Genomic DNA, 21523 nt, shown 5'->3' with positions numbered 1-21523 from the left:
GCCGCACGGCGGCCGGACCGTCCCGGCCGCCCGAGCCGGCCCCCGGGCCCGCGTTCCGGGCACCCCGGAACCGTCCGGATCCGACCGGCGGCAGGCGGGCCGGCACCGCCGCGCCCGCCCGCACCCGTCCCACGGCATCCCCACAACACACAGAGGGTCCGATACGTGAAAGCCCTGGTACTCGGCGGCGGTGGCCGCGAACACGCCCTCGTCCGCGCCCTTGACCTCGACCCCGGGGTCTCCGAGATCCACTGCGCCCCCGGCAACCCCGGGATCGCTGCCCTGGCCGACAACCACGTCATCAACACCACCGACGCCCTCGCGGTGACCGAGCTCGCCCAGCGGATCCGGGCCGAGCTCGTGGTGGTCGGCCCCGAGGCGCCGCTGGTCGCCGGCGTGGCCGACGCGCTGCGCGAGCGCGGCATCCCCGTCTTCGGCCCCGACCTGGAGGCGGCCCGGATCGAGGGCTCGAAAGCCTTCGCCAAGGAGGTCATGGAGGCCGCCGGCGTGCCCACCGCGCGCGCCCGGATCTGCCGCAGCCCGGCCCAGGCCGCGGAGGCGATGGACGCGTTCGGGCCGCCCTACGTGGTGAAGGCCGACGGCCTCGCCGCCGGCAAGGGCGTCGTCGTCACCGAGGACCGCGCGCTCGCCGAGCAGCACGCGCGCGAGTGCGGCCGGGTCGTCGTCGAGGAGTTCCTGGACGGCCCCGAGGTGTCGCTGTTCGTGCTCAGCGACGGCACCCACGCCGTGCCGCTGCCGGCGGCCCAGGACTTCAAGCGCGCGCACGACGGCGGCACCGGCCCCAACACCGGCGGTATGGGCGCCTACGTCCCGCTGGGCTGGGTGCCGTCCGGGCTGACCTCGGAGGTCATGCAGTCGGTGGTCGGGCCGACGCTGCGCGAGATGGCCCGGCGCGGCACCCGCTACCAGGGGCTGCTCTACGTCGGCCTGGCGCTGACCTCGAACGGCCCCAAGGTCGTGGAGTTCAACGCGCGCTTCGGCGACCCGGAGACGCAGGTGGTGCTGGACCGGCTCGCCACCCCGCTCGGCGGCCTGCTGCAGGCCACCGACACCGGCGGGCTGGGCCGGATCACGTCGCTGGAGTGGCGCAACGGTGCCGCGGTCACCGTGGTGCTGGCGGCGGAGAACTACCCCGGGTCCCCGGTCACCGGCGACGCCATCGGCGGCCTGGAGGCGGCGTCCGCCGTCGACGGCGCCTACGTGCTGCACGCCGGCACGGCCTGGCGCGGCGAGCGCGAGGTGGTCTCCGCGGGCGGCCGGGTGCTCAATGTCGTGGGCACCGGTGCGACGCTGGCCGAGGCGCGGGAGCGCGCCTACACCGCGGTGTCGCGGATCGAGCTCCGCGGCGCGTTCTACCGCGCCGACATCGCCGAGGAGGCCGCGGCGCACGACCCCGCGCAGCCCCCCGGCTAGCCGGCCGTGCCGGGGCCGGCGCCCCTCCGCGCGGGGCGCCGCCCCCGGCACGCTGAGCTGCTGGGAAGATGGTGGGGTGATCGAGCGCTACACCCTTGCTGACATCGGGCGCGTCTTCAGTGACGCCCACAAGTACGAACTCTGGTGCCAGGTGGAGACCCTGGTCATGGAGGCGCACGCCGCGGCCGGAACCATCCCGGCCGACTCGGTGGAGCCCGTCCGCCAGGCGCCGCCGCCGACGCCCGAGGCGGTCGAGGAGATCGAGGCCGTCACCCAGCACGACGTGATCGCGTTCCTCACCGCCTGGGCCGACAACACCGAGCCGCGCGAGGCGGCGAAGTGGGTCCACTTCGGCATGACCTCCTCCGACCTGCTGGACACGGCCCTCGCCGCGCAGCTCGTCGAGGCCACCGACATCCTGCTCGCCAAGGCCGACACGCTGGTCGCGGTGCTGCGCGACCACGCACTCGCGCACCGCGCGACGCTGCGGGTGGGCCGCACCCACGGCATCCACGGCGAGCCCGACGTGTGGGGCCACCGGGTCGCCGACTTCGCGTTCGGGATGGCCCGCTCCCGCGACCGGCTGCGCCGCGCCCGCGAAGCCGTGGGCGTGATGGCGATCTCCGGCCCGGTCGGCACCTACTCCAACATCGACCCGGCCGTGGAGTCCTACGTCGCCGAAAAGCTGGGCCTGCGTCCGGCCGACGTCTCCACCCAGGTGGTGCTGCGCGACGGCATCTCCGAGTGGGTGTCGAGCCTGGCGATCCTCGCCACCGTGTGCGAGGCCATCGCGCTGGAGGTGCGGCACGGCCAGCGCACCGAGGTGCGCGAGCTCTGGGAGCCCTTCGGGAAGGGCCAGAAGGGCTCCAGTGCGATGCCGCACAAGAAGAACCCGATCATGTCGGAGCGGATCTGCGGCATGGCGCGGAACGTGCGCGCGCAGATCGTCCCGGTGATGGAGGGCATCCCGCTCTGGCACGAGCGGGACATCTCGCACTCCTCCACCGAGCGCATCTCGCTGCCGGACGCCGCGATCGCGACCGACTACCTGCTCAACCTCACCACGAAGCTGATGAGCGGCCTGGTGGTGGACGCAGACCGGATGCTGGCCAACCTCGACTCCACGCACGGCCTGATCTACTCCTCGACCGTGGTGTCGGAGCTGATCGAGTCCGGCCTCTCCCGCGAGGACGTCTACGCGCTGGTGCAGGCCGCGGCGATGCGCACCTGGGACAGCGGCGCCCCGTTCCGCGCGACGCTGCGCGAGGAGGCGGACAGCCGCGGCGTCGAGCTCGACGAGGCGCGGCTGGACGAGGTGTGCCGGCCGGAGCGGTTCGTGCGCCGGCTCGACGGCGTCTTCACCCGCCTGGAGAAGCTCGGATGAGCGGCTTCACCACCGTTCCCGAGCCGGCGCGGGTCCCGGGCCTGACCCACCTGCACACCGGCAAGGTGCGCGACCTGTACGCCGACGGCGACGGTGCGCTGGTGATGGTGGCCAGCGACCGGGTCTCCGCGTTCGACTGGGTGCTGCCCACGGAGATCCCGGACAAGGGCCGGCTGCTGACGGCGCTGTCGCTGTGGTGGTTCGAGCGGCTGGCCGACCTGGCCCCCTCGCACGTCCTCTCGGACGTCCCGCCCGCGGGCGCGCCGGCCGACTGGCAGGGGCGCACGCTGGTCTGCCGGCGGCTGGAGATGGTGCCGGTGGAGTGCGTCGCGCGCGGCTACCTGACCGGCTCCGGGCTGGCCGACTACCGGGCCACCGGTGCGGTGTGCGGCGTGCAGCTGCCGGACGGCCTGGTCGACGGTTCGCGGCTGGACGCGCCGGTCTTCACCCCCGCGGCGAAGGCCGCGGTGGGCGAGCACGACGAGAACGTCTCCTACGCGGCCGTCGCGGAGCTTGTCGGCGATGCGGCAGCCGCCGAGCTGCGCGACCTCACCCTCGCGCTGTACCGGCGCGGCCGGGAGATCGCGGAGGAGCGCGGCATCCTGCTGGCCGACACGAAGTTCGAGTTCGGGCGGGACTCGGCGGGGCGGCTGGTGCTCGCCGACGAGGTGCTCACTCCGGACTCGTCCCGGTTCTGGCCGGCCGCGGACTACGCGCCGGGCCGGGCCCAGCCGTCCTTCGACAAGCAGATCATCCGCGACTGGCTGGCCGGCCCGGAATCGGGCTGGGACCGGACCGGCGAAGAGCCGCCGCCGGAGCTGCCGGACGCCGTTGTGGAGCGCACCCGGGCCCGCTACATGGAGGCGTTCGAGCTCCTCACCGGCGAGCGGCCGGCGTTCGCCTGAGGCGCGCTGCAGACCCGATCCCGCCGGGGTCTTGACGGTGTGGTTGCTGCGCGCGGCGTGTCCCTTGGCCTGATCGGGAACCGGCTTGACCCGCCGGCCCCGGGCCGCCCGCGTGCGGCCCGGGGCCCGGGGCGGGACGGACGCCCATCCGGGCGATTCGTACAGAACCGGGCAGTATGCGACAGTACGGAGCGTCGCGGTGCGCGGCCGCCGCCCGGCGTCCGCGGCGCACGGCCGGGGGCGTGCCCCCGGGGCGCACGGGAGCCCGGCGGGCAGCGGCTGGACCGGTTCCGGCCGGGCGCGGAATCCCTTGTGGCGCAGGGCCCGGCAGCCGGTGATCCGCACCACGATGGACGCTGCAGCAGCATTGAGCGCATACAGTGGTACGGGTCCTTTGCCCTTTCGCGCCCGCCGCGTAACCCGCAGGGGACCGCCACGTGACCGTCCGTGCCCACGGCGGCCGCATCCGATCGCACCTGCCCCCGCCCCGCGTTTCGACGTTCCCTCCGACCGGAGATACAGGACAATGGGGCGAAATACGAATGAGCAGGGTTTCTCGCCCGGAGCACAGCAGAGCACGCTGACCGTGCCTACCGGAACGGACCCGGCGATCGGGGCGTCTCACCCCATGGGCGCGTCCCATGAGCACGAGTCTTATATCCGCCTCACGAAGGAGCACATGAGCATGGGCCAGGAGGTTCGCTACCGCGTCCGCGGCGGCCGTCCCCTGAACGGGACGGCTTTCATCCAGGGCGCGAAGAACGCCGTGCTGCCGATGATCGGCGCGGCCCTGCTCGCGGCGAAGGGGCGCACCGTCCTGCGCAACGTCCCCAGCATCGAGGACGTCCGCCGCGCCCTGGAGCTTGCCGAGCACATCGGCGCGAAGGTCGAGTTCCACGAGGCCGAGCGCACCGTCGTGATCGACGCCTCCCAGATCGGCGACCCCGAGCGGGCCGTCCTCCCCGCGCACATCGCCGCGCGCTTCCGCGGCTCGGTGCTCTTCGTCCCCGCGCTCATGCACCGCATGGGCCGCGCCCGCATCGAGGGCGTCGGCGGCTGCAACCTGGGCAGCCGCAAACTCGACTTCCACTACCGCGGCTTCGCCCGCCTCGGCGCCGAGGTGACCGAGGACGAGGACCGCAACCACATCAACATCACCTCCGACGCGATGCGCGGCGGCCACCTCTACCTCGACACGCCGTCGCACACCGGCACCGAGAACCTCATCATGGCCGCGGTGCTGGCCCCGGGCACCACCGTCATCGAGCACGCCGCGCTCGAGCCCGAGGTCATCGACGTCATCGAGTTCCTGACCGCGATGGGCGCCAAGATCAGCGGCGGCGGCACCGGTCTCATCACCGTGGAGGGTGTCGAGGAGCTCACCGCGGTCGAGCACACCATCATGAGCGACCGCATCGACGCGGGCGTGTTCGCGATGGCCACCGCTGCGGCCGGCGGCGAGGTCAGCCTCGTCGGCGCGCACCTGGAGCACCTGGGCGTGGCCCGCTGGAAGCTCGACCAGATGGGCGTCGAGTTCTCCCAGCAGGGCGCCGTGCTGCACGTGCGCCGCGACCCGTCGGTGCCGATGCGCCCGATCAACGCGGTTACCTCGCCGTTCCCCGGCTTCGCCACCGACCTGCAGTCGCCGCTGATGGCGCTGGCCACGCTGGCCGAGGGCGAAAGCTACCTGCACGAGAACATCTACGACGGCCGCTTCGCGCTGGCCGACGAGCTCAACAAGATGGGCGCCAAGATCGAGGTCGAGGGCACCCGCGCCATCGTGCACGGCCCGACCACGCTGCGCGGTTCCGAGGTCGTCGCGCACGACCTGCGCACCGGTGCCGCGCTGGTGCTGGCCGGCCTGGTCGCCGAGGGCGAGACCCTGGTGTCCGCCGGATACCTGGTGGACCGGGGCCACGCGAACTTCGCGACGCGGCTCGCAGCGCTCGGCGCCGACGTCACGCGCGACCTGGTCGGCTGAGCACGCCAACCGAGCTGCGTTGAGGACCGGCCGTCCGTCCCGGCCGGGGCAGGCCGGGGTGGGGCGTCGCCTATGCGACACTTCCACTCCGGCTTTCGTCCATCTGCAGGAAACGATCATCATCGGCCCCGCACAATGGGTACGATCGCGGCAATCATGCCGTGACAGAAACAGGTTCGGGAACCAGTGGGCGCACAGAGTGAAGAGCGTGGAATGGTAGCGGGGAGCAGCCCGAGGTGAGTGCGCAGCGAACTGGCGATCTGACCATCGGCGTCATCGGCCCGCATGAAGTCGTCGAGCGCGTCATGCTCATGGGCCCGGGGTCCACTGGACCTCTCAACGCCAGATTGATCGCCGCCGCTTATCGAGATGAGCAAGAAGCGACCGACAAGGTGCTCCGGCTGGGGTCGGCGATCGACGCCTACCTGTTCGCCAGCCCGGTCCCCTATGAGTTCGCGCGCAAGGCCGGGGTGCTCACCATGCCCGCGACCTTTGTGCCGCTCGGCGGCGCCAGCCTGCACGAGGCGCTGCTCCGCGCCACGCTCGACGACAGGTTCGACCCCACCCGGGCCAGCCTGGACGTGCTGTCCCGGGGCGATGTGGTCGAGGCGTACTCCGAGGTCGACCTGCCGGTCGACGGAATCCACGTGCATGAGGAGCTCACCAGCACCGCGCAGCTCACCTCGTTCCACGAGGGCCTGTGGCGGCGCAAGGCCACCCGGATGGCGATCACCTGCGTGCGCGGGGTCGCCGAGCGCCTGGAGGCCATCGGCGTCCCGGTGATGCGGCTGCGGCCCACCAACTCCGGCGTGCGCAGCGCCCTGCAGACCGCCGGACTGCTCGGGGCGCACCACCGGCTGGAGGAGGCCCAGCTCGGCGTCGTCATCGTGGACGTGCCCACACTGCGCGACTCCACCCGCCGGTCCACGCCGCGCTACTGGCGGGACGAGCTGCGCCTGGCACTGCACCGGCTGCTGCTGCAGGAGGCGCACCGGATCAACGCCACCGCGCACCCGGTCGACGACCACACGTTCATGGTGACGGCCACCCGCGGCTCGCTGGTGACGGCCACCGAGGGGTTCCGGCAGCCGCCGTTCGTGGAGCGGATCAAGTCCGAGCTCGGCATCGCCATCGAGGTCGGCATCGGCATGGGCCGCACCACGCAGGACGCCGAGACGCACGCCCGCGCGGCCCTCAGCCGCGCGCAGGCGACCCGGCAGAGCTTCGCCGTGGACCGGGAGGGCCGGTCGCTCGTCCCGGCGCAGCGGGCCCCCCAGCGGCAGACCGGCGAATCGCTGCGCAGCAAGGGGCGGGAGACGCTGACCCGGCTCTCCGAGCGCATCGCCGAGGAGGACGGCCCGCTCGTCGTCGACGCGGAGAACGCCGGCCGGATGCTGGGCGTGACGCCGCGCACCGCGCGGCGGCTGCTGCGCACGCTCGTCGAGGAGGGCCTGGCCTGGCCGCTTCCGCCGAACCGGACACTGCAGCCGGGCCGGCCGCGCCAGCTCTACCGGCTCATCATCGAGAAGCTCGACAAGGACAAGGCCGCGAAGTAGCAGGGCCGCCGCGGGACTGCCGCGGCGGCCGTGCAGCGTGCGGCTCAGCTGTTGCGGCGCGGATGGGAAGCAGCGGCCGTGAGGAAGGCGTCGTTCTCCTCGGGCGTGCCGATGCTGATCCGGGCGCCTTCGCCGGCGAACGGGCGCACCGCCACCCCGGCTGCGGCGCAGGTCTCGGCAAACGCGGCGGTGTCCGCACCGAGCCGGAGCCAGACGAAGTTGGCCTCGGTCTCCGGCACCGTCCAGCCGTCGGCGAGTAGCGCCGAGCGCACCCGGGTCCGCTCGGCGACGGTGGCGGCCACGCGCGCGGTGAGCTCGTCCTCGGCGTGCAGCGACGCGACCGCCGCGGCCTGCGCGATGTGGTTCACCGCGAACGGCACCATCGTCTTGCGCACGGCGGCCGCCGTCTCCGGGTGGCCGACCAGGAAACCGACGCGCAGCGCGGCCAGCCCGTAGGCCTTGGAGAAGGTGCGGAGCACGGCGACGTTGGGGCGGTCGGCGTACAGCCGCAGGCCGTCCGGCACCGCGGGGTCCATCACGTACTCGCGGTACGCCTCGTCCAGGACCACCAGCACGTGTTCGGGGATGCGGTCGAGGAACGCGGTGAGCTCGGCCTCACGGACCGCGGTCCCGGTGGGGTTGTTCGGGTTGCACACCAGCAGCATCCGGGTGCGGTCGGTGACTGCACCGGCGAGCGCGTCCAGGTCGTGGGCCTCATCGGCGAGCGGCACCTGGACCGCAGTCGCGCCGGACAGCTCGGTGAGCAGCGGGTAGGCCTCGAACGAGCGCCACGCGTAGACGACCTCGGCGCCCGGCTCGGCGGTGGCCTCCAGCAGCTGCTGCAGGATGCCGACCGAACCCGCCCCCAGGGCGACGTGCTCGGCAGGGACCCCGAAACGCGCGGCGAGCTCGGCGGTGAGCTCGTCGGCGCCGCTGTCGGGGTACCGGTTGGCCTCCTGGGCGGCGTTCGCGATGGCCGAGGTGACCGACGGCAGCGGACCGAAGGGGTTCTCGTTGGAGGAGAGCTTCACCGAGCGGCCGTCCGGGCCGACGACCCGCTTGCCCGGCGTGTACGGCGGGATGCCCGCGAGGACAGCCCGGAAATATGGCGAATTCCGCTCCGACACCATTGTCCTTCCTCGATACTCAGTGCAAGGAACACGCTACCCAGGGCAATGAAAGCCGTGTTCGGGCAGGCGTGTCCCTCCAGCGGAAATATCGCACAGAAGAGGTAAAGGCACCATGGAGCACCCTCGAACGGCACGGACTGCAGCCCTCGCGGGCGGCGCGGCGGCCCTGCTCGCGCTCCTCGCCGGCTGCGGCGGGGGCGGCGCGGGGGACGGCGGGGACGGCGCTGCTGCGCCCGCCGAGGCCGAGGAGCTCGCGGAGGCGCAGATCGTCCAGTACGAGGACGCCAAGGTCGTCCCCGAGGCGGGCCAGACGGGCGTCTACGCCGAGCTGGCCGGCGTCGCCCAGACCGAGGAGCTGCGGGAGAAGACCGAGCTGGACAAGCCGGACTGCGCTGACACGGCGGACGGCTGGTCGGCGTCGGAGGCGGTACATGACGCGCCGGCGTCGGTGGCGGTGTTCGCACGCGGGGACGACACGATCTCGCACACGCTGATGGCGGTGCCCGAGGAGGAGGCGGAGAAGGCGGTCGCGGCGGCCGTCCCGGACGAGGCGTGCACCTCCTACACGGCCACCATGGAGGACGGCACGGAGTCGTCGTACAAGGTGGCGCCGCTGAAGGCGGAGCAGGTCGCCGACAGCTCGAACGCCTTCCGGGTGCGCACCGAGACCGACGGCGAGCCGGTGTGGATGTACAGCATCGTCTACCGGCACGGGGACCACCTCGGCGCGACCACCCTGGTCGGTCCGGACGCCGAGGAGGACTACGCCGACCTGCTCCAGGGCTTCACGGAGTCCGCGGTCGAGCAGGAGGAGAAGGTGCTCGCCTGACCGCGCGCCCGCCGGAGGGAGGGCCGGGACCCGGCGGCGGCACCGCCTGAACCGGCAGCCCCGGGCCGGGCGCCCTGCCTCCGGCCGAGCGCCCGGCCCGCCCGCTGATCCTCCGCAGCAGCTCAGGAGGGGCGGCCCGAAGTTGTCCACAGGCTGGGTACCGGTTGATCCGCGCGCCCCGGTGGCGCGGGTTCGACGGAGTCCGCTACAGTGAACTTATTCGAACTGGCGTTCGAACGAAGGGAGCTGGGGGGAATGGCCACGGCAGCGCACGTCAGGGGTCAGGACGCGGCCGGGTTCGGCGGACCCGGCCGTGCCCCCCACTCTCCCGGCGCCCCCGGCGCGGATGCCCACGGGGACCGGCACCTGCTCCGCTCGCTTGCGTGGGATGCGGGTTCGTCTGCCGCCTTCTACCGATCTCTAGAAAGAGCGCTAGAACCGCATATAGAGTCCGATCGCATGGACCCCGTGCGCAACCCCTATGCCCCGGGCGCGGGCCAGCGCCCTCCGGAACTCGCCGGGCGCGAGCGCGAGCTGCGCCAGTTCGAGGTGGTCCTGGAGCGGGTTGCCCGCGGCCGCCCGGAGCGCAGCACGGTGCTCACCGGCCTGCGCGGCGTCGGCAAGACCGTGCTGCTCAACGCCTTCCGCTCGATGGCCGTGCAGCGCTTGTGGGGCACCGGCAAGGTCGAGGCGCGTCCCGAGCAGTCCATCCGGCGCCCCCTTGCCGCCGCCCTGCACATGGCGCTGCGGGAGTTGGCGCCGCGGCACCGGGCACCGGACCGGATCGAGCACGTCCTCGGCGTCCTGAAGGCGTTCGCCCAGGTGAAGCCGGAATCGGCGAAGGCGTCGGACCGGCGCTGGCAGCCGGGGATCGATGCGGTCGCGGTGCGCGGCCGCGCCGACTCGGGCGACATCGAGATCGACCTGGTCGAGCTGTTCACCGATGCCGCCTCCGTCGCCACCGACCTCGGCGTCGGCATCGCCCTCTTCATCGACGAGATGCAGGACCTCCACGACGAGGACGTCTCTGCACTCTGCTCGGCCTGCCACGAGCTGTCGCAGAGCGGTGGCCCGCTGATCGTGGTCGGCGCCGGGCTGCCGCACCTGCCGGCGGTGCTGTCGGCCTCCAAGAGCTACTCCGAGCGGCTGTTCCGCTACACCCGGATCGACCGGCTGGCCAAGAGCGCCGCGGACCACGCACTGTGCGCGCCGGCCGAGGAGGAGGGGGTCGGCTTCTCTGCCGAGGCGCTTGACGCCCTCTACGACGTGTCCGACGGCTACCCGTACTTCGTGCAGGCCTACGGCAAAGTCACCTGGGACTCGGCCCTGCGCAGCCCGATCACGGCGGACGACGTCCGGGTCGCCGCTCCGGAAGCCGAGGAGGAGCTCGCGGTCGGCTTCTTCGGCAGCCGGTATGAGCGCGCCACCCCGGCCGAGCGGGACTACATGCGGGCGATGGCCTCCCTGGGAGACGAGCCCGTGCCCACCACAGAGGTGGCGTCGTCGCTGGGGCGCCGCCCGTCCAGCCTCTCCCCCGCGCGCGACAGCCTGATCAAGAAGGGCCTGGTCTACAGCGCCGAGCGCGGCGTGATCGCCTTCACCGTCCCGCACTTCGGCCGGTACCTCCGCCGCCAGCCGGGCTGACCGCCCGGCCCGCCGCCTACCGGTGTCGAGCGCCCTCTAGAGAATTATCGGGATTTCCCTATAATCCTGTAGACGGCGCGATGCACCGGACGGCAGCGCCCCCGGACACCACCGGCTGGACTGCCGGCCCTGCGGTCCGCTCTTCCCCCGCTCTGCCAGGAGGCGCTGTGGACTCGCTCTTCGGCTTTCCGCTGCTCGTTCTCGCCGCCCTGGCCATCCAGCCACGGCTGACCCGGTGGGCGCAGGCGCGGGCCCACCGCGATCCCGAGGCCGGCGAACCGAGCGGGGCGCACCTCCCCAGGCTGCGGACCGGATCGCGCGCCGGGGCCGGCGCAGTGGCTGCGCACCGGGCGGCCGGGTAGCAGCCGTCTCCTGACCGGCCGCGGTTCGCGGGCTCCGCGGACACCGGTCCCGACTCCGTGCCTCTTCCCCCGCCCCCATCCCCTTCGGAGACACTGTGGGTTCCCTCTTCATCGGCCTCCTCCTGCTGGTGCAGGTCGCGCTCGTCATCCAGCCGCGGCTGGTCTGGTGGGTCCGCGCATGGTCCTACCGCGATCCCGACGCCAACGAGCCGAGCGACCTCTACTTCCTCATGGTGCGGATCTGGGCGGTGGTCGTGGCCGCCGCCCTGGTCTGGTTCTGGGTGACCGAAGTGGCCGACGGCGGCTCCAGCGACGAGCGGGCCGGCACTGCGGCGGAGGCGACGGAGCCAGCGGAGCCGCCGGACTCGCCCTCGGAGACGCCGGATCCTCCGGACGGCGACGTGCTGACCACCGAGGACTCCGCATGGGGCCGAATCGCCTACTACGGCACCCCCGGGGCCAACGGCGAGCGCATCTCGATCCGCGTGGAGCCCGGCGAGTGCATGCCTTCGGCGCCGTTCCCCTCGGCCGACATCGGCGACGACACGGTGACGGTCACCGTCGATACCGGCCGCGGCGAGCCGCGCTGCGGCGCCGACGCCCAGCCGCGCACCCTGCAGTTCCGCCTGACCGAACCGCTGGGCGACCGCGAGGTCCTCGACGCCGCCGGCCGGCCCATCCCCACCTGCACCGACGACTGCTCCTGACGACGGGCCGCCGGGCCGGCCCCCGCCGCGCACCGCGCTGACCGGCCGGCTCCGGGGCCGGCCCCCGGGGCCGGCGCGGAAGAAAACCGTTCGAGTCTGCGGCGGGGCGGATCTAGCGTGGGCGGAATGGACCCCATCGACGAATCCGGGCTGCGCCGCGCCTTCGTGAACTGCACCAAGGGCGAGGCGTCCCGTCTCCCGCTGCCGCGCGACCTAGACCGGCGGCCCTGGGCCGACCTCGACTTCCTCGGCTGGCGGGACCTGGGCGCGCCGGACCGCGCCTACCTGGTCACCGAGCACGGCGGGCGGACGGCCGGGGTGGTGCTGCGGGCCTCGGCCACCAAGCGCGGATTCCTGCACCGCTCGGCGTGCTCGATCTGCCTCACCACGCACCCGGGTGCGGGAGTGGCGCTGATGGCGGCGCGCAAGACCGGCCCGGCGGGCCGCCAGGGCGACTCGGTGGGGCTCTACATCTGCGCCGACCTTGACTGCTCGCTCTATGCCCGCGGTCTGAAGAAGGTCGGCGCCGGCGGCAGCATGGACGAGTTCGCCACCGCCCAGGAGAAGGTCGACCGGCTGCGGACGGCGCTCGGCACCTTCCTCGACCGTGTCACCGCTCGCTGACGCGCGCCGCTCCAGCGCGGATGCGCCTCCCGCGCTTCCCCGATCCGGCCGGCCCGCCGAGGTGCGTGCGGGGCGCTGCGGACCCGTTCCGCGGCCTCAGCCGGGGACGTCGGCCGACTGCTCCGCGTCGACTTTGCCCCGGTGCGGGCGGACGGTCCCGGTGGGGTGCGGCTCGCCGTCCTTGGTGCGCGGCAGCGGCACCTCAGCAGCGGCGTCGGCCAGCTCGCCGAGCACGGCCTGGGTGACGCCGTTGCCCGCATCGATCACTGCGGCCCGCACACGCGGCCGGCGGGTGCTCAGCTCCACCGCGTAGACCACGTCGACCGCGCGTCCGTAGCGGGTGCCGTCGAACCGCAGCAGCCGCCAGCAGCCCTGCCGCCAGACATCAACCGGATCGGTGCTGAGCAGCTCGACCGGGTTGGCGCGCCAGACGGCGCTGCGGCGCAGCCGGCGCATCGACCGGGCCACCGGCACCCGCCGCACCTCGCACGGTTCCGGGCGCACCGCCCGCGCCACCGCGGCCGAGAGTTCGGGCGACAGCGCCGCGAGCACCGCCACTTCGGCGGCGAGCAGCCCGGCGGACGCCGCGTCCAGGGCGGCGAGGGCGGCGATCCCGCTCTGCGCCGGAAGCACGGCGGCGGATCCGGCAGCGGCGGCGGCCAGCAGCGCGGGGCGGGCGATGGTGCGCCGTCCCACCGGCTCGGAGCTGAGGCCGCCGAAGCAGCCGCAGCTCATCTGCGGGTCGCGGCGGCGCACCGCGGCCAGCGCGAACGCCGAGCCGGCGAAGACGACCGCGGCAGCCACCCGCGCCGCCGTCCCGAGCGGGCCGGCGGACACCAGCAGCACAACGGCGAGAACGGCCTCCACGGCGACTGCGGCGAACTTGAACGGCCGCTGTGCCGCGACCGGAAGAAGCGATCCCGGGCCACGCCCGGCCCCGGAGGAGTCGAACGCCTTGCCAACCGCGCCCAGGGCCAGCAGGAGCGCCAGCACGGCGGCCTGAATCTGCAGAAACGTGGCGAGCACGGGACTACCCCACTCTCACTGTGGCGGGCACGCAGCCGGCCTCCGGGTCGCCCCCGAGGCCGATGAACGTCGGCAGGGTCAGTTCGGCCACGCGCCCGGACGCGCGGCTGCCGAGGCCGTCGGCGCCGCGGCACCGGTCGCAGAAGCGCGACGCCGCAGAGGCGCACGCGGTCACCGGCACGACGGCGGTCTCCCCGTCCTCCACGGCCACGGTCAGCGTGGCGCCGAGGGACAGCCGGGGCAGCGGCAGGCAGGGGTCGCCCCGGTCGCAGCCGGGGCCGCAGTTGCCGGGCGGATCCAGCGCGGGGTAGGCGGCACCCGCCGCCCAGGCGCGCGGGTCGGTGTGCGCGCTGCGGCCCAGCACCGGGTCGAACCAGGTGGCGATGCCCTCGATCGCCTTCGGCACGGACTCGGTCCGCGGTCGGCGGGGCGCCGCGGCGACCGCGTAGGGCGGCTGCGTGGTGGCGGGGGTGGTCGCGATGACCGCGCCGTTGCGCCACATGCCGACGGCGTCGAACAGGTAGCCGGGCTCCAGCACCGGGTGGCGCACGTCCATCCGGCCCGAGGAGCGGTAGGGGATCACCGCGGTCAGCGGCGGGCGCCCGTGGCCGGGATCGACTCCGACGACGGTGTCGCCGCCCGCGCCGTCCCGGTCGGCGGAGGTGATCGTGCCGGTGGCGCGTGCGAGCTGCGCCCAGACGCGTTCCACCAGCCATCGGCCGCCCGGGCCGCAGCGCACGATCGCGTCGTCGCCGGGGCGGAGGTCGTCGGCGGTGGCCGGACCGCCGCGCCACACCGCCGTGGAGGAGGAGAAGAGCAGGCGGGACTCGCCGTCCGCGGTGGCCATGCTGACCATGTGCCGGGTGGCCTCCAGGACGACCCCGCGCACGATCGAGGCGGGCGGGACGTCCGGCGGCGGCGCCGCCTCGGAGCCGAGCAGGGCGGCGGTGAACCTGCGCCGCGCGTCCTCCCCGGCCGTGGTGAGTGCCGACGTGTCGGCCGTCATCGCCTCTCCCCCTCTGCGTCCTGCCGTGGCCGGCGGGCGCGCACACCGGCCGGCTACCTCCCATTCTCACCAGAACGTGCCGGTCAGGGGCGGTACACGCCGACGGATGACGCAATTCCCCCATTCGTCGCGTCCGCGACGTCTGCGACACGCCCGGGACGGCGCGCACCGCGGGAGATACCGGCACGCGCCGACATCGGGCGCTCAGCGCTGTCCCGCATGCCGAGTTTGCACTGGTTTGCCAGAACATGGGTGCCGATTCGGCCGCCTGTGGCGAGCACCGTGGAAAGGTGATGGACAGGTGACCGAACGCACTCGCCGCGCGACCGTCGGCGAACAACCCAGCGGGGGCCGGTGATTCCATGCCCGAGGCGGCCGAGCGTACGCGCTACGAGCAGTTCACGCAGTACGTGCACGAGCGGGGCCCCGCGCTGCTGCGGATCGCCCGGTCCCTCACCGGCAGCCACGCCGACGCCGAGGACCTGCTGCAGGCGGCGCTGCTGAAGACGTTCTTCGCGTGGGACCGCATCTCCAGCCCGCGTGCGCGCGACGGCTACGTGCGGCGCGCCATGGTCAACACCCAGATCTCCGAGTGGCGCCGGAACCACCTGGAGGTCTACCCCACCGACGAGATCCCCGAGCAGCGGGTCGACGACCCGACGGCCGACGCCGACCTGGCCGACGTCGTGCGCCGGGCCATCGGCCGGCTGCCCGAGCGGCAGCAGGAGGTCCTGCGGCTCCGCTACTACCAGGACCTCACCGAGGCCCAGATCGCGGCGCAACTGGGCGTCACCATCGGCACGGTGAAGTCGACGGCCTCCCGCGCCGTCGCCAAACTCCGCGACGACGCCGACCTCGTGATCGAGCGGGCCACCTCCTGACCGCCCTGCAGCCCGCTCCACCGCCGCCTGCGCCGCGCCGGCCCCGTCCCGGAGCCCCGGTCCCCAATGCCGTTTTGCGCACTCCCTGCGCGCCTGTAAGCTGTTCCGGAGCCAGGAGGATTCGCCTAGAGGCCTAGGGCGCCGCACTGCTAATGCGGTTGGGGAGCAATCCCCTCATGGGTTCAAATCCCATATCCTCCGCCGGTCGGAAGGGGTCTCGTGCTTCGGCGCGGGGCCCCTTCGTCGTGTCGGGGCCGCAGTTCGGGGCGCAGTCGCGGTGTCTCGGCCGCCCTGCGGCAGCCAAGCACGGGATGGCAGCCCCGCCCGAATCGGACACGGCGCGCGGACCCGCCCCTGGGGTGGCGCCGGCAGCCCCGCCGCCGACGAGGCGCCGCCGCTGCCCCTGTCCCTGCCAGGCCCCGAGCAGATCAGGCACGGCCCGAGCCCGCGCCCGTTCCCTCCACCAGGGCGGGCGGCCTGGCCGCACACCGCAGTTCAGGCGCTCAGGCGCCGGGCGATGGCCAAGGTGAGGGCCCCGGCAGCCATGCAGGCGCCGCCGGTGAGCAGCGCGGCAGCACCGGACCAGGCGTTGACGAGGAGCGCGCCGAGCGCCCCGCCGGCCGCCATGGACAGCACCGCGCCGACCCGGCGCGCCCACCGTTCACCCGCGCCCCCGGCGAGCGGGCTGTCCAGCACGAAGTTCACCAGGGTGCTGGTGACCACCACGGTGGTGACGTCGGAGATCCCGGCGCCGCGGGCGGCGACCGCCTGCATGCCCATCGCCGCCGCGAGCACCGCGGTCACGCCGAGGAGCCAACCGCCCGCGATGCCGTCCACCAGCAGCCAGAGGAGTCCGATCGCCATGATCGCCGCCGCGGCTCCGGCAAGGAGGAGCAGGTGGGCGGTCGGCAGCCGCGTCCCGTGCCTCCGCCCGCGCACGATGCGCCCGGCAGTAACGGCGCCGGCGAGGAACCCGGCCAGCGCGACGGCGTTCTTCAGCAGCGAGAGGCTGCCGGCCCCGGCGATACCGAACCCGACGAAGAGCACGTTTCCGGTCATGTTGCCGGTGAACACACGGTCCAATGCGAGATAGCTGACCGCGTCCACGACACCGGTGGCCACGGTCAGCACCAGCAGGCCCACCAGATAGGGAGTGTCCCGATCCGCCCTCATCCGCGTCCGCATCCCGCCCGTCCGGCCGCCGTCGGCGCCGCGCCCGTGCAGGCCGCCTTCGGCACCGAGGCGGGGCCCGATGGTCGCGCGGCGCTCCGTTACGGACTATCACTCTCCGAGATCACGACTGGCCAAACCCTGGATAGTGCCCGGACCGGCTCCCGGCCGTCAGCTCCGACGGCAGCGGCCCAGCCCGTCAGATGAGTGCCAGGAGCACCGTCAGCGCTGCGCCGACCGCCGCGACCGGCGCCGTCAGGAGGCACCGGACCCGTGGCCGGCGCCCCCGCGCGACGGGAAGGCGCGGCCACCGGTTCGCGCCCACCAGAGCCGCCGCTGCCAGCAGGAGCGCCCCTGCGACCCACACCCACGGGGACACCAGGTGCCAGAATCCGGCGAGGTAGGCATAGGTGAGCACCGCGGTGCCGGCGGCCCCGTAGGCGATGAGCCCCAGGCGGTCGGTAGCCCGGCGCACCCGGCGCCCGGGCCGGCGCCGCGCCGCGAAACCCAGCGCGAGCGCTCCGGGCACGAGGGCGAGGAGGGCCGTGGCGGTCGCATAGACCCGCTCCCCCGCCTGGTTGTCGGGGCTGCCGCCGCCGACGCCGAGGAGCCGCATGCCGATGTCCTCGCTGTACCGGTGGGTGTTGGACAGGACCACCGCACCCCGGTCGCCGGTGTGGCCGATCCACGCCGTGTAGCCGTTGGTCGTCGCGTTGCCGCCGTGGCCCGTGATCGACGTACCGTCCAGGGTCTCCACGTACCAGCCGAGCCCCTGCGCGCGGCGCTCCACGTCGCCCGGTGCCACCGGGCGCGCGGCCCCGGCACCCGGCGCTGTACCGTCCATCACCGCAACCAGCAGCCGGCCGAGGTCGCCCGCCGTCGTCACCAGGCCGCCCGACGGCGCGGCGGCCGCCGAGTGGTCCAGTGCGATCGGGCGCCCCAGGTCGGCGTTGTGGACCTGCAGCCCGGCTGGCGCCTCCTCGCCCCAGACAGCACTGTCGTCCATCTCCAGCGGGTCGAGGATCCGCTCGCGGACGAGTTGCGGGTACTCGGTGCCGGCGCGCGCTGCCAGCGCGTGCCCGAGCAGGTCGATGCCGGTGTTGGAGTAGTGGTTGGCGCCGCGGAGCGCGGGATCGACCCGCACGTCCTCGGCCACCGCCCGCATGAAGGCGGCGACCGACTCGGGCGGATCCGGGTGCCGCTTGGCCGCGAACTGCCAGAGCGTCTGCAGCGGCCCGGTCTCCTCCCTGCTGATCCCAGCGGTGTGCGTCGCGAGCTCCTCCAGCGTGACACCCGCCAGAGCGGGGTCGGCGACGGGCCGGTCGAGGAGGCCGCCGACCTCGGTGTCCAGGCTGGCCTCGCCCCGCTCCACCATGTCGGCGAGCAGCATTCCGGGCAGCACCTTGGCGACCGACGCGGAGCCGAACAGGGTGTGCTCCCCCACCGGTTCCGCGTCCGCCCCGGTGCCTCCGATCCCCGCCGTGCGCACGTCGAACCCGCCGGCGCCGTCCGGCTCCACCAGCGCGACCGACAGCCCGAAGTAACCGGTGGTGTCGCCGATCCCCTCACGGACGCGCTCGGCCAGCGCAGCGTCCCCACTGGACACCGGTGGAAGCTCATAGGGCCGCGGCGCCGCCGCGACCGCCCCGGCGGCCGCGAGGATCGCGGCCAGCACCGTCACCGCCCAGCGTCCGTACAGACGTCGATCAGCGGACGCACCCTCGGCCACCTGGACCTCCTCGTTCCGACCGAGCCGTCGACGGCTCGCGCCGAGAACCTACGGCCGCCCGGTGCCCGGGCACACTACGCGCGGCCCCCGCCCCGGGGTGGGGCAGAGCCCACCTGGAAGCGGGCGACCGCCCCGCGGGACCGATCCCTCCCATTTCCCGCAATGCGTCCATCTCGGAATAACCGGAGAACAAGGACTATGGCCGCGAAATCCTCGATTCCCAGGGATACCGGCCTCCCGGCGAAAAACTCGGGATCGGACCGGATATCGCGACGGCAGCCCGGGTACACCGAGACGCGGAGCCGATTACGGCAGACCCCTCGACCCCTCCGCCGAACTCGATCCAGCGCACCTTTTTTCCGGCACTTCCGTTCCGGGAGGAACTCCGTTTCCCTCCCGGAGCCGCCGCCCCTTTGCGGATGCCCAGCTCCCGAAGAGCCTTTTTCCGCTCCGACGAATGCCCCCGCGGAGATACGCGAAGACAACCCCTCGGCACCGATCCATTCACACCCGCCGCATCTGCGGAACCGGCCTGCGCTGCGATGGACCGCAGAAATCCGAATCAGGGGAGTTCCATGACCTTCAAGAACATCTTCGACAACGGCAGCACCGGGGCCGGCGCCGCGGAGGAAGCGTCGCAGGGCATCCGCAGCACGGTCCCGGGCGCCCGGCCGGAGTGGGAGGGCGTCGACCCCGAACTGTTCGAGGGCGTCACCCTGCCCGAGCGCGACCCGAAGCTGGTCCGCGAGACCTCGCCCGAAGCGCTCGGGCTGCTGGACGGGTTCGTCACTCCGCTGTTCCAGAACACCCAGACGGCGGCGGACGCCCAGCGCGGAGCGAGTGAGGACCCTGCCTCGACGGCCGACATGGCGGCGTCCACCAGGGACGAAGCCTCGACCTCGATGGATGCGGAGATCCCGGACGAGGACCGCCCCGCGATCAGCGAAAAAGAGCGCGATCGGCTACGGAAGGACACCGAGAAGGCGGCGGAGAACAGCCCGCACTGACCGCCCGCGCGACCGTTCGCCCCAACCGCGCGCCCGGGCCGAGCAGAGTGGTTCGATTCCGGATCTCCCGGCCGCCCGCGGGTGCGCACCCGATGCACGAAATCCATTCCGGCAGCGGTAGGGGAACGAGAAGGCCCGCACCCCCTCTCCCGCCCCGAAATGCTTGACCGGAATGCGCAGCGGTGGAACCACAGGTCTCTCCTAACCGAGGAAGGTGCAGAACATGGGCGGACCCACCGAAAACAACGTGAGCACGGTCTATCTCGGGGAGCGGTTCATCCGCCATCCGCTCACCGGAAGGAACATGAAGGAACTCGATATCGCGGCGAAGGCCGCCGGAATCCTCGAACGGGACCGGGAGAAACTCAAGCGGAAGGCGGAACGGAAGGGGCCGGACGGCCGCGACCGCACCGTCTTCCCGACCGGCTTCTCGCTGAACAAGGTCCGGTTCGGCGACTACCCGGCCGACCGGGCGACAGCGCACGCGCGCGGCTGGCGCGCCTACATGACCGTGGGGGTGCCGCTGGTCGACGAGCGGAGCGACGTCGCGCAGCCGCCGCCGGACGTCGTGTCGAAGCAGACCTACGTCAACCGCACCGACCCGACGCCGACGACCTGGTCGCACACGGTCGAGTTCTCGGTCTCCAACACCATCAGCTGGTCCCTGCAGGGCCAGGTGCAGCTCACGTTCGGCGCGAAGAGCACTGCGTCGCTCCAGTCCCAGCTCCAGCAGAGCATGGCCATGATGAGCTCGCAGAAGACCACCGGCAAGAACAGCAAGGACAACCAGGGCGTCGACGTGGAATCCCAGGCGCAGGCGACGTCGACCACCACCGCGACCGGGACCGCCACCGGCACCGGCGAGCTGTCCGCGGAGCTCATGCTGGGGATCACCGCGTCCGTGAGCGGCTCGGTGACCACGGGCTTCTCCACGTCGTCCACGCTCAGCGGCGAAGTGGGAAGCCGGGTCGACGTGTTGGCGACGCAGCGGCGCCAGGTGCGGCGGTTCGACTACGAGTTCCCGATCTCCTTCGGCGGTTGGGTGGCGCTGTACTACCCCGAGCCGGTCGAAGTGAAGGAGACCCGCCCGAACGGCCCGCAGGAGGCGGAGCCGGAGTACTCGGCGGTGCTCGCCTGGAAGCTCGGCGAGAGCGGCGGGAACGACAGCTTCGACCTGACCGACGAGGGCAGGCCGTTCCTGCAGCGCGGCGAAGCCGAACTGGTGTCCACGCTCGCCGGCGAGCACCAGGTGTTCGAACTGGAGAAGCTCCACTTCGACGAGAAGGACCACCCGCTGCACAAGCCGGACGAGCAGCCGGAGCCGCTCCGGCCTGCACCCGAGGAGGTCGCGTCGGGGTTCGGCCGGGCTGAGGGGCTCGCGGTCGACGCTGCGGCGCAGAAGGCCTACATCGCCGACCGGAACGGCGGCAGCGTCCACCGCGTGGACCTCGCCACCGGCGGCACCGACTGGACGGTGACCGGCCTGTCCCAGCCGAACGACGTCGCCCTGGACTCCTCCGGCGGCACGCTGTACATCGCCGAGTACACCGGCAGGAGGGTGGTCGCGCTGAGCGTGGCCGACCACACGGCGGAGCGGACCGAGGTCGCCTCCGGCTTCGCCGCGTACGGCGTCGCCGTGGACTCCGCGAGCGGCCGGCTGTACGCCACCGACGTCGGCGCCGGCACCGTGCTCGCCTTCGGCACGTCCAGTCTGCCGGCCGCGGAGCAGCGCCGGTGGAGCGTGGCCCGGGCCGCGGGGGTGGCGCTGCACGGCGGCCGGCTCTACGTCGGCCAGTACAACCTCGGTGAACTGTGGGAGATCGACCCGGAGGCGGCGGGCGGGGAGCCGGAAAAGGTCGCGGCCGGCCTGGGCGAGAGCGTCCGGCTGGCGATCGGCGGCAGCCCGGAGCGCGCCTACGTCTCCCACCCGTCCGGCCGCACGCTGCGCGAGGTCGCCATCGCGGACGGCGCCGACAAGGGGTTCCACCGTGCAGTGGTGCAGGACTCCGGGCAGATCTGCGGCGTGGCGCTGGACCGGCCGCGCGGCCTCGTCTACTACAGCACCCGGCAGGGAGCGCTGCTGCGCGCCGAAGGCGTCCTCGCAGCGCAGTGATCCACCGGCTGCAGGGGGCGCTGCACCGGCCCCCT

The 21523-nt window shown here is 73.3% G+C and carries 17 protein-coding genes and 1 tRNA gene; 13 read left to right on the top strand and 5 right to left on the bottom strand.

Going from position 1 to position 21523, the window contains the following annotated elements; genetic code table 11:
- The first annotated feature begins 165 nt into the window (after positions 1-165).
- The 5 genes from purD (at position 166) to ACYVGT_RS06615 (ending at position 7260) form a co-directional block, all read left to right on the top strand.
- A complete protein-coding gene (purD, locus tag ACYVGT_RS06635; RefSeq protein WP_460855526.1) occupies positions 166-1434 on the top strand; it encodes a phosphoribosylamine--glycine ligase in 1269 nt (422 codons plus the stop codon).
- A gap of 76 nt (positions 1435-1510) precedes the next feature.
- Positions 1511-2818 carry an adenylosuccinate lyase gene (purB, locus tag ACYVGT_RS06630; protein WP_460855525.1) on the top strand — a complete coding sequence of 436 codons (1308 nt, stop codon included), beginning with the start codon at positions 1511-1513 and terminating at the stop codon, positions 2816-2818.
- Positions 2815-3723 carry a phosphoribosylaminoimidazolesuccinocarboxamide synthase gene (locus ACYVGT_RS06625; protein ID WP_460855524.1) on the top strand — a complete coding sequence of 303 codons (909 nt, stop codon included), beginning with the start codon at positions 2815-2817 and terminating at the stop codon, positions 3721-3723. The genes purB and ACYVGT_RS06625 overlap by 4 nt, the downstream gene beginning before the upstream one ends.
- 679 nt (positions 3724-4402) lie before the next feature.
- A complete protein-coding gene (gene murA, locus ACYVGT_RS06620; RefSeq protein WP_460855546.1) occupies positions 4403-5704 on the top strand; it encodes a UDP-N-acetylglucosamine 1-carboxyvinyltransferase in 1302 nt (433 codons plus the stop codon).
- Positions 5705-6009: 305 nt separating this feature from the next.
- A complete protein-coding gene (locus tag ACYVGT_RS06615; RefSeq protein WP_460855545.1) occupies positions 6010-7260 on the top strand; it encodes a transcriptional regulator in 1251 nt (416 codons plus the stop codon).
- 44 nt (positions 7261-7304) lie between these two features.
- On the opposite strand, the gene hisC is transcribed toward ACYVGT_RS06615, so the two are convergent.
- Entirely contained in the window at positions 7305-8390 is a 1086-nt protein-coding gene (hisC, locus tag ACYVGT_RS06610) for a histidinol-phosphate transaminase (protein WP_460855523.1), read from the bottom strand.
- Positions 8391-8502: 112 nt separating this feature from the next.
- On the opposite strand from hisC, the gene ACYVGT_RS06605 reads away from it, so the two are divergent.
- The 4 genes from ACYVGT_RS06605 to ACYVGT_RS06590 all read left to right on the top strand — a co-directional run bounded on the left by ACYVGT_RS06605 (position 8503) and on the right by ACYVGT_RS06590 (position 12556).
- On the top strand, positions 8503-9219 hold the full coding sequence (locus ACYVGT_RS06605; protein WP_460855522.1) for a hypothetical protein: 717 nt from the start codon (positions 8503-8505) through the stop codon (positions 9217-9219).
- Between the two features lie 459 nt (positions 9220-9678).
- Positions 9679-10863 carry an AAA family ATPase gene (locus tag ACYVGT_RS06600; protein WP_460855521.1) on the top strand — a complete coding sequence of 395 codons (1185 nt, stop codon included), beginning with the start codon at positions 9679-9681 and terminating at the stop codon, positions 10861-10863.
- Positions 10864-11320: 457 nt separating this feature from the next.
- Complete coding sequence (locus ACYVGT_RS06595; RefSeq protein WP_460855520.1) at positions 11321-11932, top strand: DUF6199 family natural product biosynthesis protein; 612 nt, start codon at positions 11321-11323, stop codon at positions 11930-11932.
- A gap of 126 nt (positions 11933-12058) precedes the next feature.
- The gene (locus ACYVGT_RS06590; protein WP_460855519.1) at positions 12059-12556 is read left to right on the top strand and encodes an FBP domain-containing protein; all 498 of its coding nucleotides are present in this window, start codon (positions 12059-12061) and stop codon (positions 12554-12556) included.
- Between the two features lie 96 nt (positions 12557-12652).
- On the opposite strand, the gene ACYVGT_RS06585 is transcribed toward ACYVGT_RS06590, so the two are convergent.
- Together ACYVGT_RS06585 and ACYVGT_RS06580 are read right to left on the bottom strand one after the other, a co-directional pair.
- Positions 12653-13582, bottom strand: coding sequence for a MauE/DoxX family redox-associated membrane protein (locus ACYVGT_RS06585; protein ID WP_460855518.1), 930 nt, complete (start codon positions 13580-13582; stop codon positions 12653-12655).
- A gap of 4 nt (positions 13583-13586) precedes the next feature.
- Positions 13587-14588 carry a hypothetical protein gene (locus tag ACYVGT_RS06580; protein ID WP_460855517.1) on the bottom strand — a complete coding sequence of 334 codons (1002 nt, stop codon included), beginning with the start codon at positions 14586-14588 and terminating at the stop codon, positions 13587-13589.
- 362 nt (positions 14589-14950) lie between these two features.
- Here ACYVGT_RS06580 and ACYVGT_RS06575 point away from each other — a divergent pair, with 362 nt between their 5' ends.
- Positions 14951-15469, top strand: coding sequence for a SigE family RNA polymerase sigma factor (locus tag ACYVGT_RS06575; protein ID WP_460855516.1), 519 nt, complete (start codon positions 14951-14953; stop codon positions 15467-15469).
- 114 nt (positions 15470-15583) lie between these two features.
- Positions 15584-15670: transfer RNA gene (locus tag ACYVGT_RS06570), tRNA-Ser, on the top strand.
- Positions 15671-15964: 294 nt separating this feature from the next.
- On the opposite strand, the gene ACYVGT_RS06565 is transcribed toward ACYVGT_RS06570, so the two are convergent.
- Together ACYVGT_RS06565 and ACYVGT_RS06560 are read right to left on the bottom strand one after the other, a co-directional pair.
- Complete coding sequence (locus tag ACYVGT_RS06565; protein WP_460855515.1) at positions 15965-16642, bottom strand: YoaK family protein; 678 nt, start codon at positions 16640-16642, stop codon at positions 15965-15967.
- A gap of 196 nt (positions 16643-16838) precedes the next feature.
- Positions 16839-18368 (bottom strand): serine hydrolase domain-containing protein, encoded by a 1530-nt coding sequence (locus ACYVGT_RS06560; protein ID WP_460855514.1) that lies wholly within the window; start codon positions 18366-18368, stop codon positions 16839-16841.
- Between the two features lie 575 nt (positions 18369-18943).
- Between ACYVGT_RS06560 and ACYVGT_RS06555 the strand changes: the two genes are divergently transcribed.
- Together ACYVGT_RS06555 and ACYVGT_RS06550 are read left to right on the top strand one after the other, a co-directional pair.
- On the top strand, positions 18944-19375 hold the full coding sequence (locus ACYVGT_RS06555; protein WP_460855513.1) for a hypothetical protein: 432 nt from the start codon (positions 18944-18946) through the stop codon (positions 19373-19375).
- Between the two features lie 223 nt (positions 19376-19598).
- Positions 19599-21488, top strand: coding sequence for a YncE family protein (locus ACYVGT_RS06550; protein WP_460855512.1), 1890 nt, complete (start codon positions 19599-19601; stop codon positions 21486-21488).
- Positions 21489-21523 lie beyond the last annotated feature (35 nt).

This window comes from Nocardiopsis coralliicola (assembly GCF_054779695.1).
Note: the sequence above shows the minus strand (reverse complement) of the source record. Positions and strands in the feature narration are given on the sequence as shown.

Excerpts from the sequence above, each read along its gene's own strand:
- ACYVGT_RS06625 (WP_460855524.1), top strand. The coding sequence starts at position 2,815 with ATGAGCGGCTTCACCACCGTTCCCGAGCCGGCGCGGGTCCCGGGCCTG.
- murA (WP_460855546.1), top strand. The coding sequence starts at position 4,403 with ATGAGCATGGGCCAGGAGGTTCGCTACCGCGTCCGCGGCGGCCGTCCC.
- ACYVGT_RS06615 (WP_460855545.1), top strand. The coding sequence starts at position 6,010 with ATGCTCATGGGCCCGGGGTCCACTGGACCTCTCAACGCCAGATTGATC.
- hisC (WP_460855523.1), bottom strand. The coding sequence starts at position 8,390 with ATGGTGTCGGAGCGGAATTCGCCATATTTCCGGGCTGTCCTCGCGGGC.
- ACYVGT_RS06605 (WP_460855522.1), top strand. The coding sequence starts at position 8,503 with ATGGAGCACCCTCGAACGGCACGGACTGCAGCCCTCGCGGGCGGCGCG.
- ACYVGT_RS06600 (WP_460855521.1), top strand. The coding sequence starts at position 9,679 with ATGGACCCCGTGCGCAACCCCTATGCCCCGGGCGCGGGCCAGCGCCCT.
- ACYVGT_RS06590 (WP_460855519.1), top strand. The coding sequence starts at position 12,059 with ATGGACCCCATCGACGAATCCGGGCTGCGCCGCGCCTTCGTGAACTGC.
- ACYVGT_RS06580 (WP_460855517.1), bottom strand. The coding sequence starts at position 14,588 with ATGACGGCCGACACGTCGGCACTCACCACGGCCGGGGAGGACGCGCGG.
- ACYVGT_RS06575 (WP_460855516.1), top strand. The coding sequence starts at position 14,951 with ATGCCCGAGGCGGCCGAGCGTACGCGCTACGAGCAGTTCACGCAGTAC.
- ACYVGT_RS06565 (WP_460855515.1), bottom strand. The coding sequence starts at position 16,642 with ATGAGGGCGGATCGGGACACTCCCTATCTGGTGGGCCTGCTGGTGCTG.
- ACYVGT_RS06555 (WP_460855513.1), top strand. The coding sequence starts at position 18,944 with ATGACCTTCAAGAACATCTTCGACAACGGCAGCACCGGGGCCGGCGCC.
- ACYVGT_RS06550 (WP_460855512.1), top strand. The coding sequence starts at position 19,599 with ATGGGCGGACCCACCGAAAACAACGTGAGCACGGTCTATCTCGGGGAG.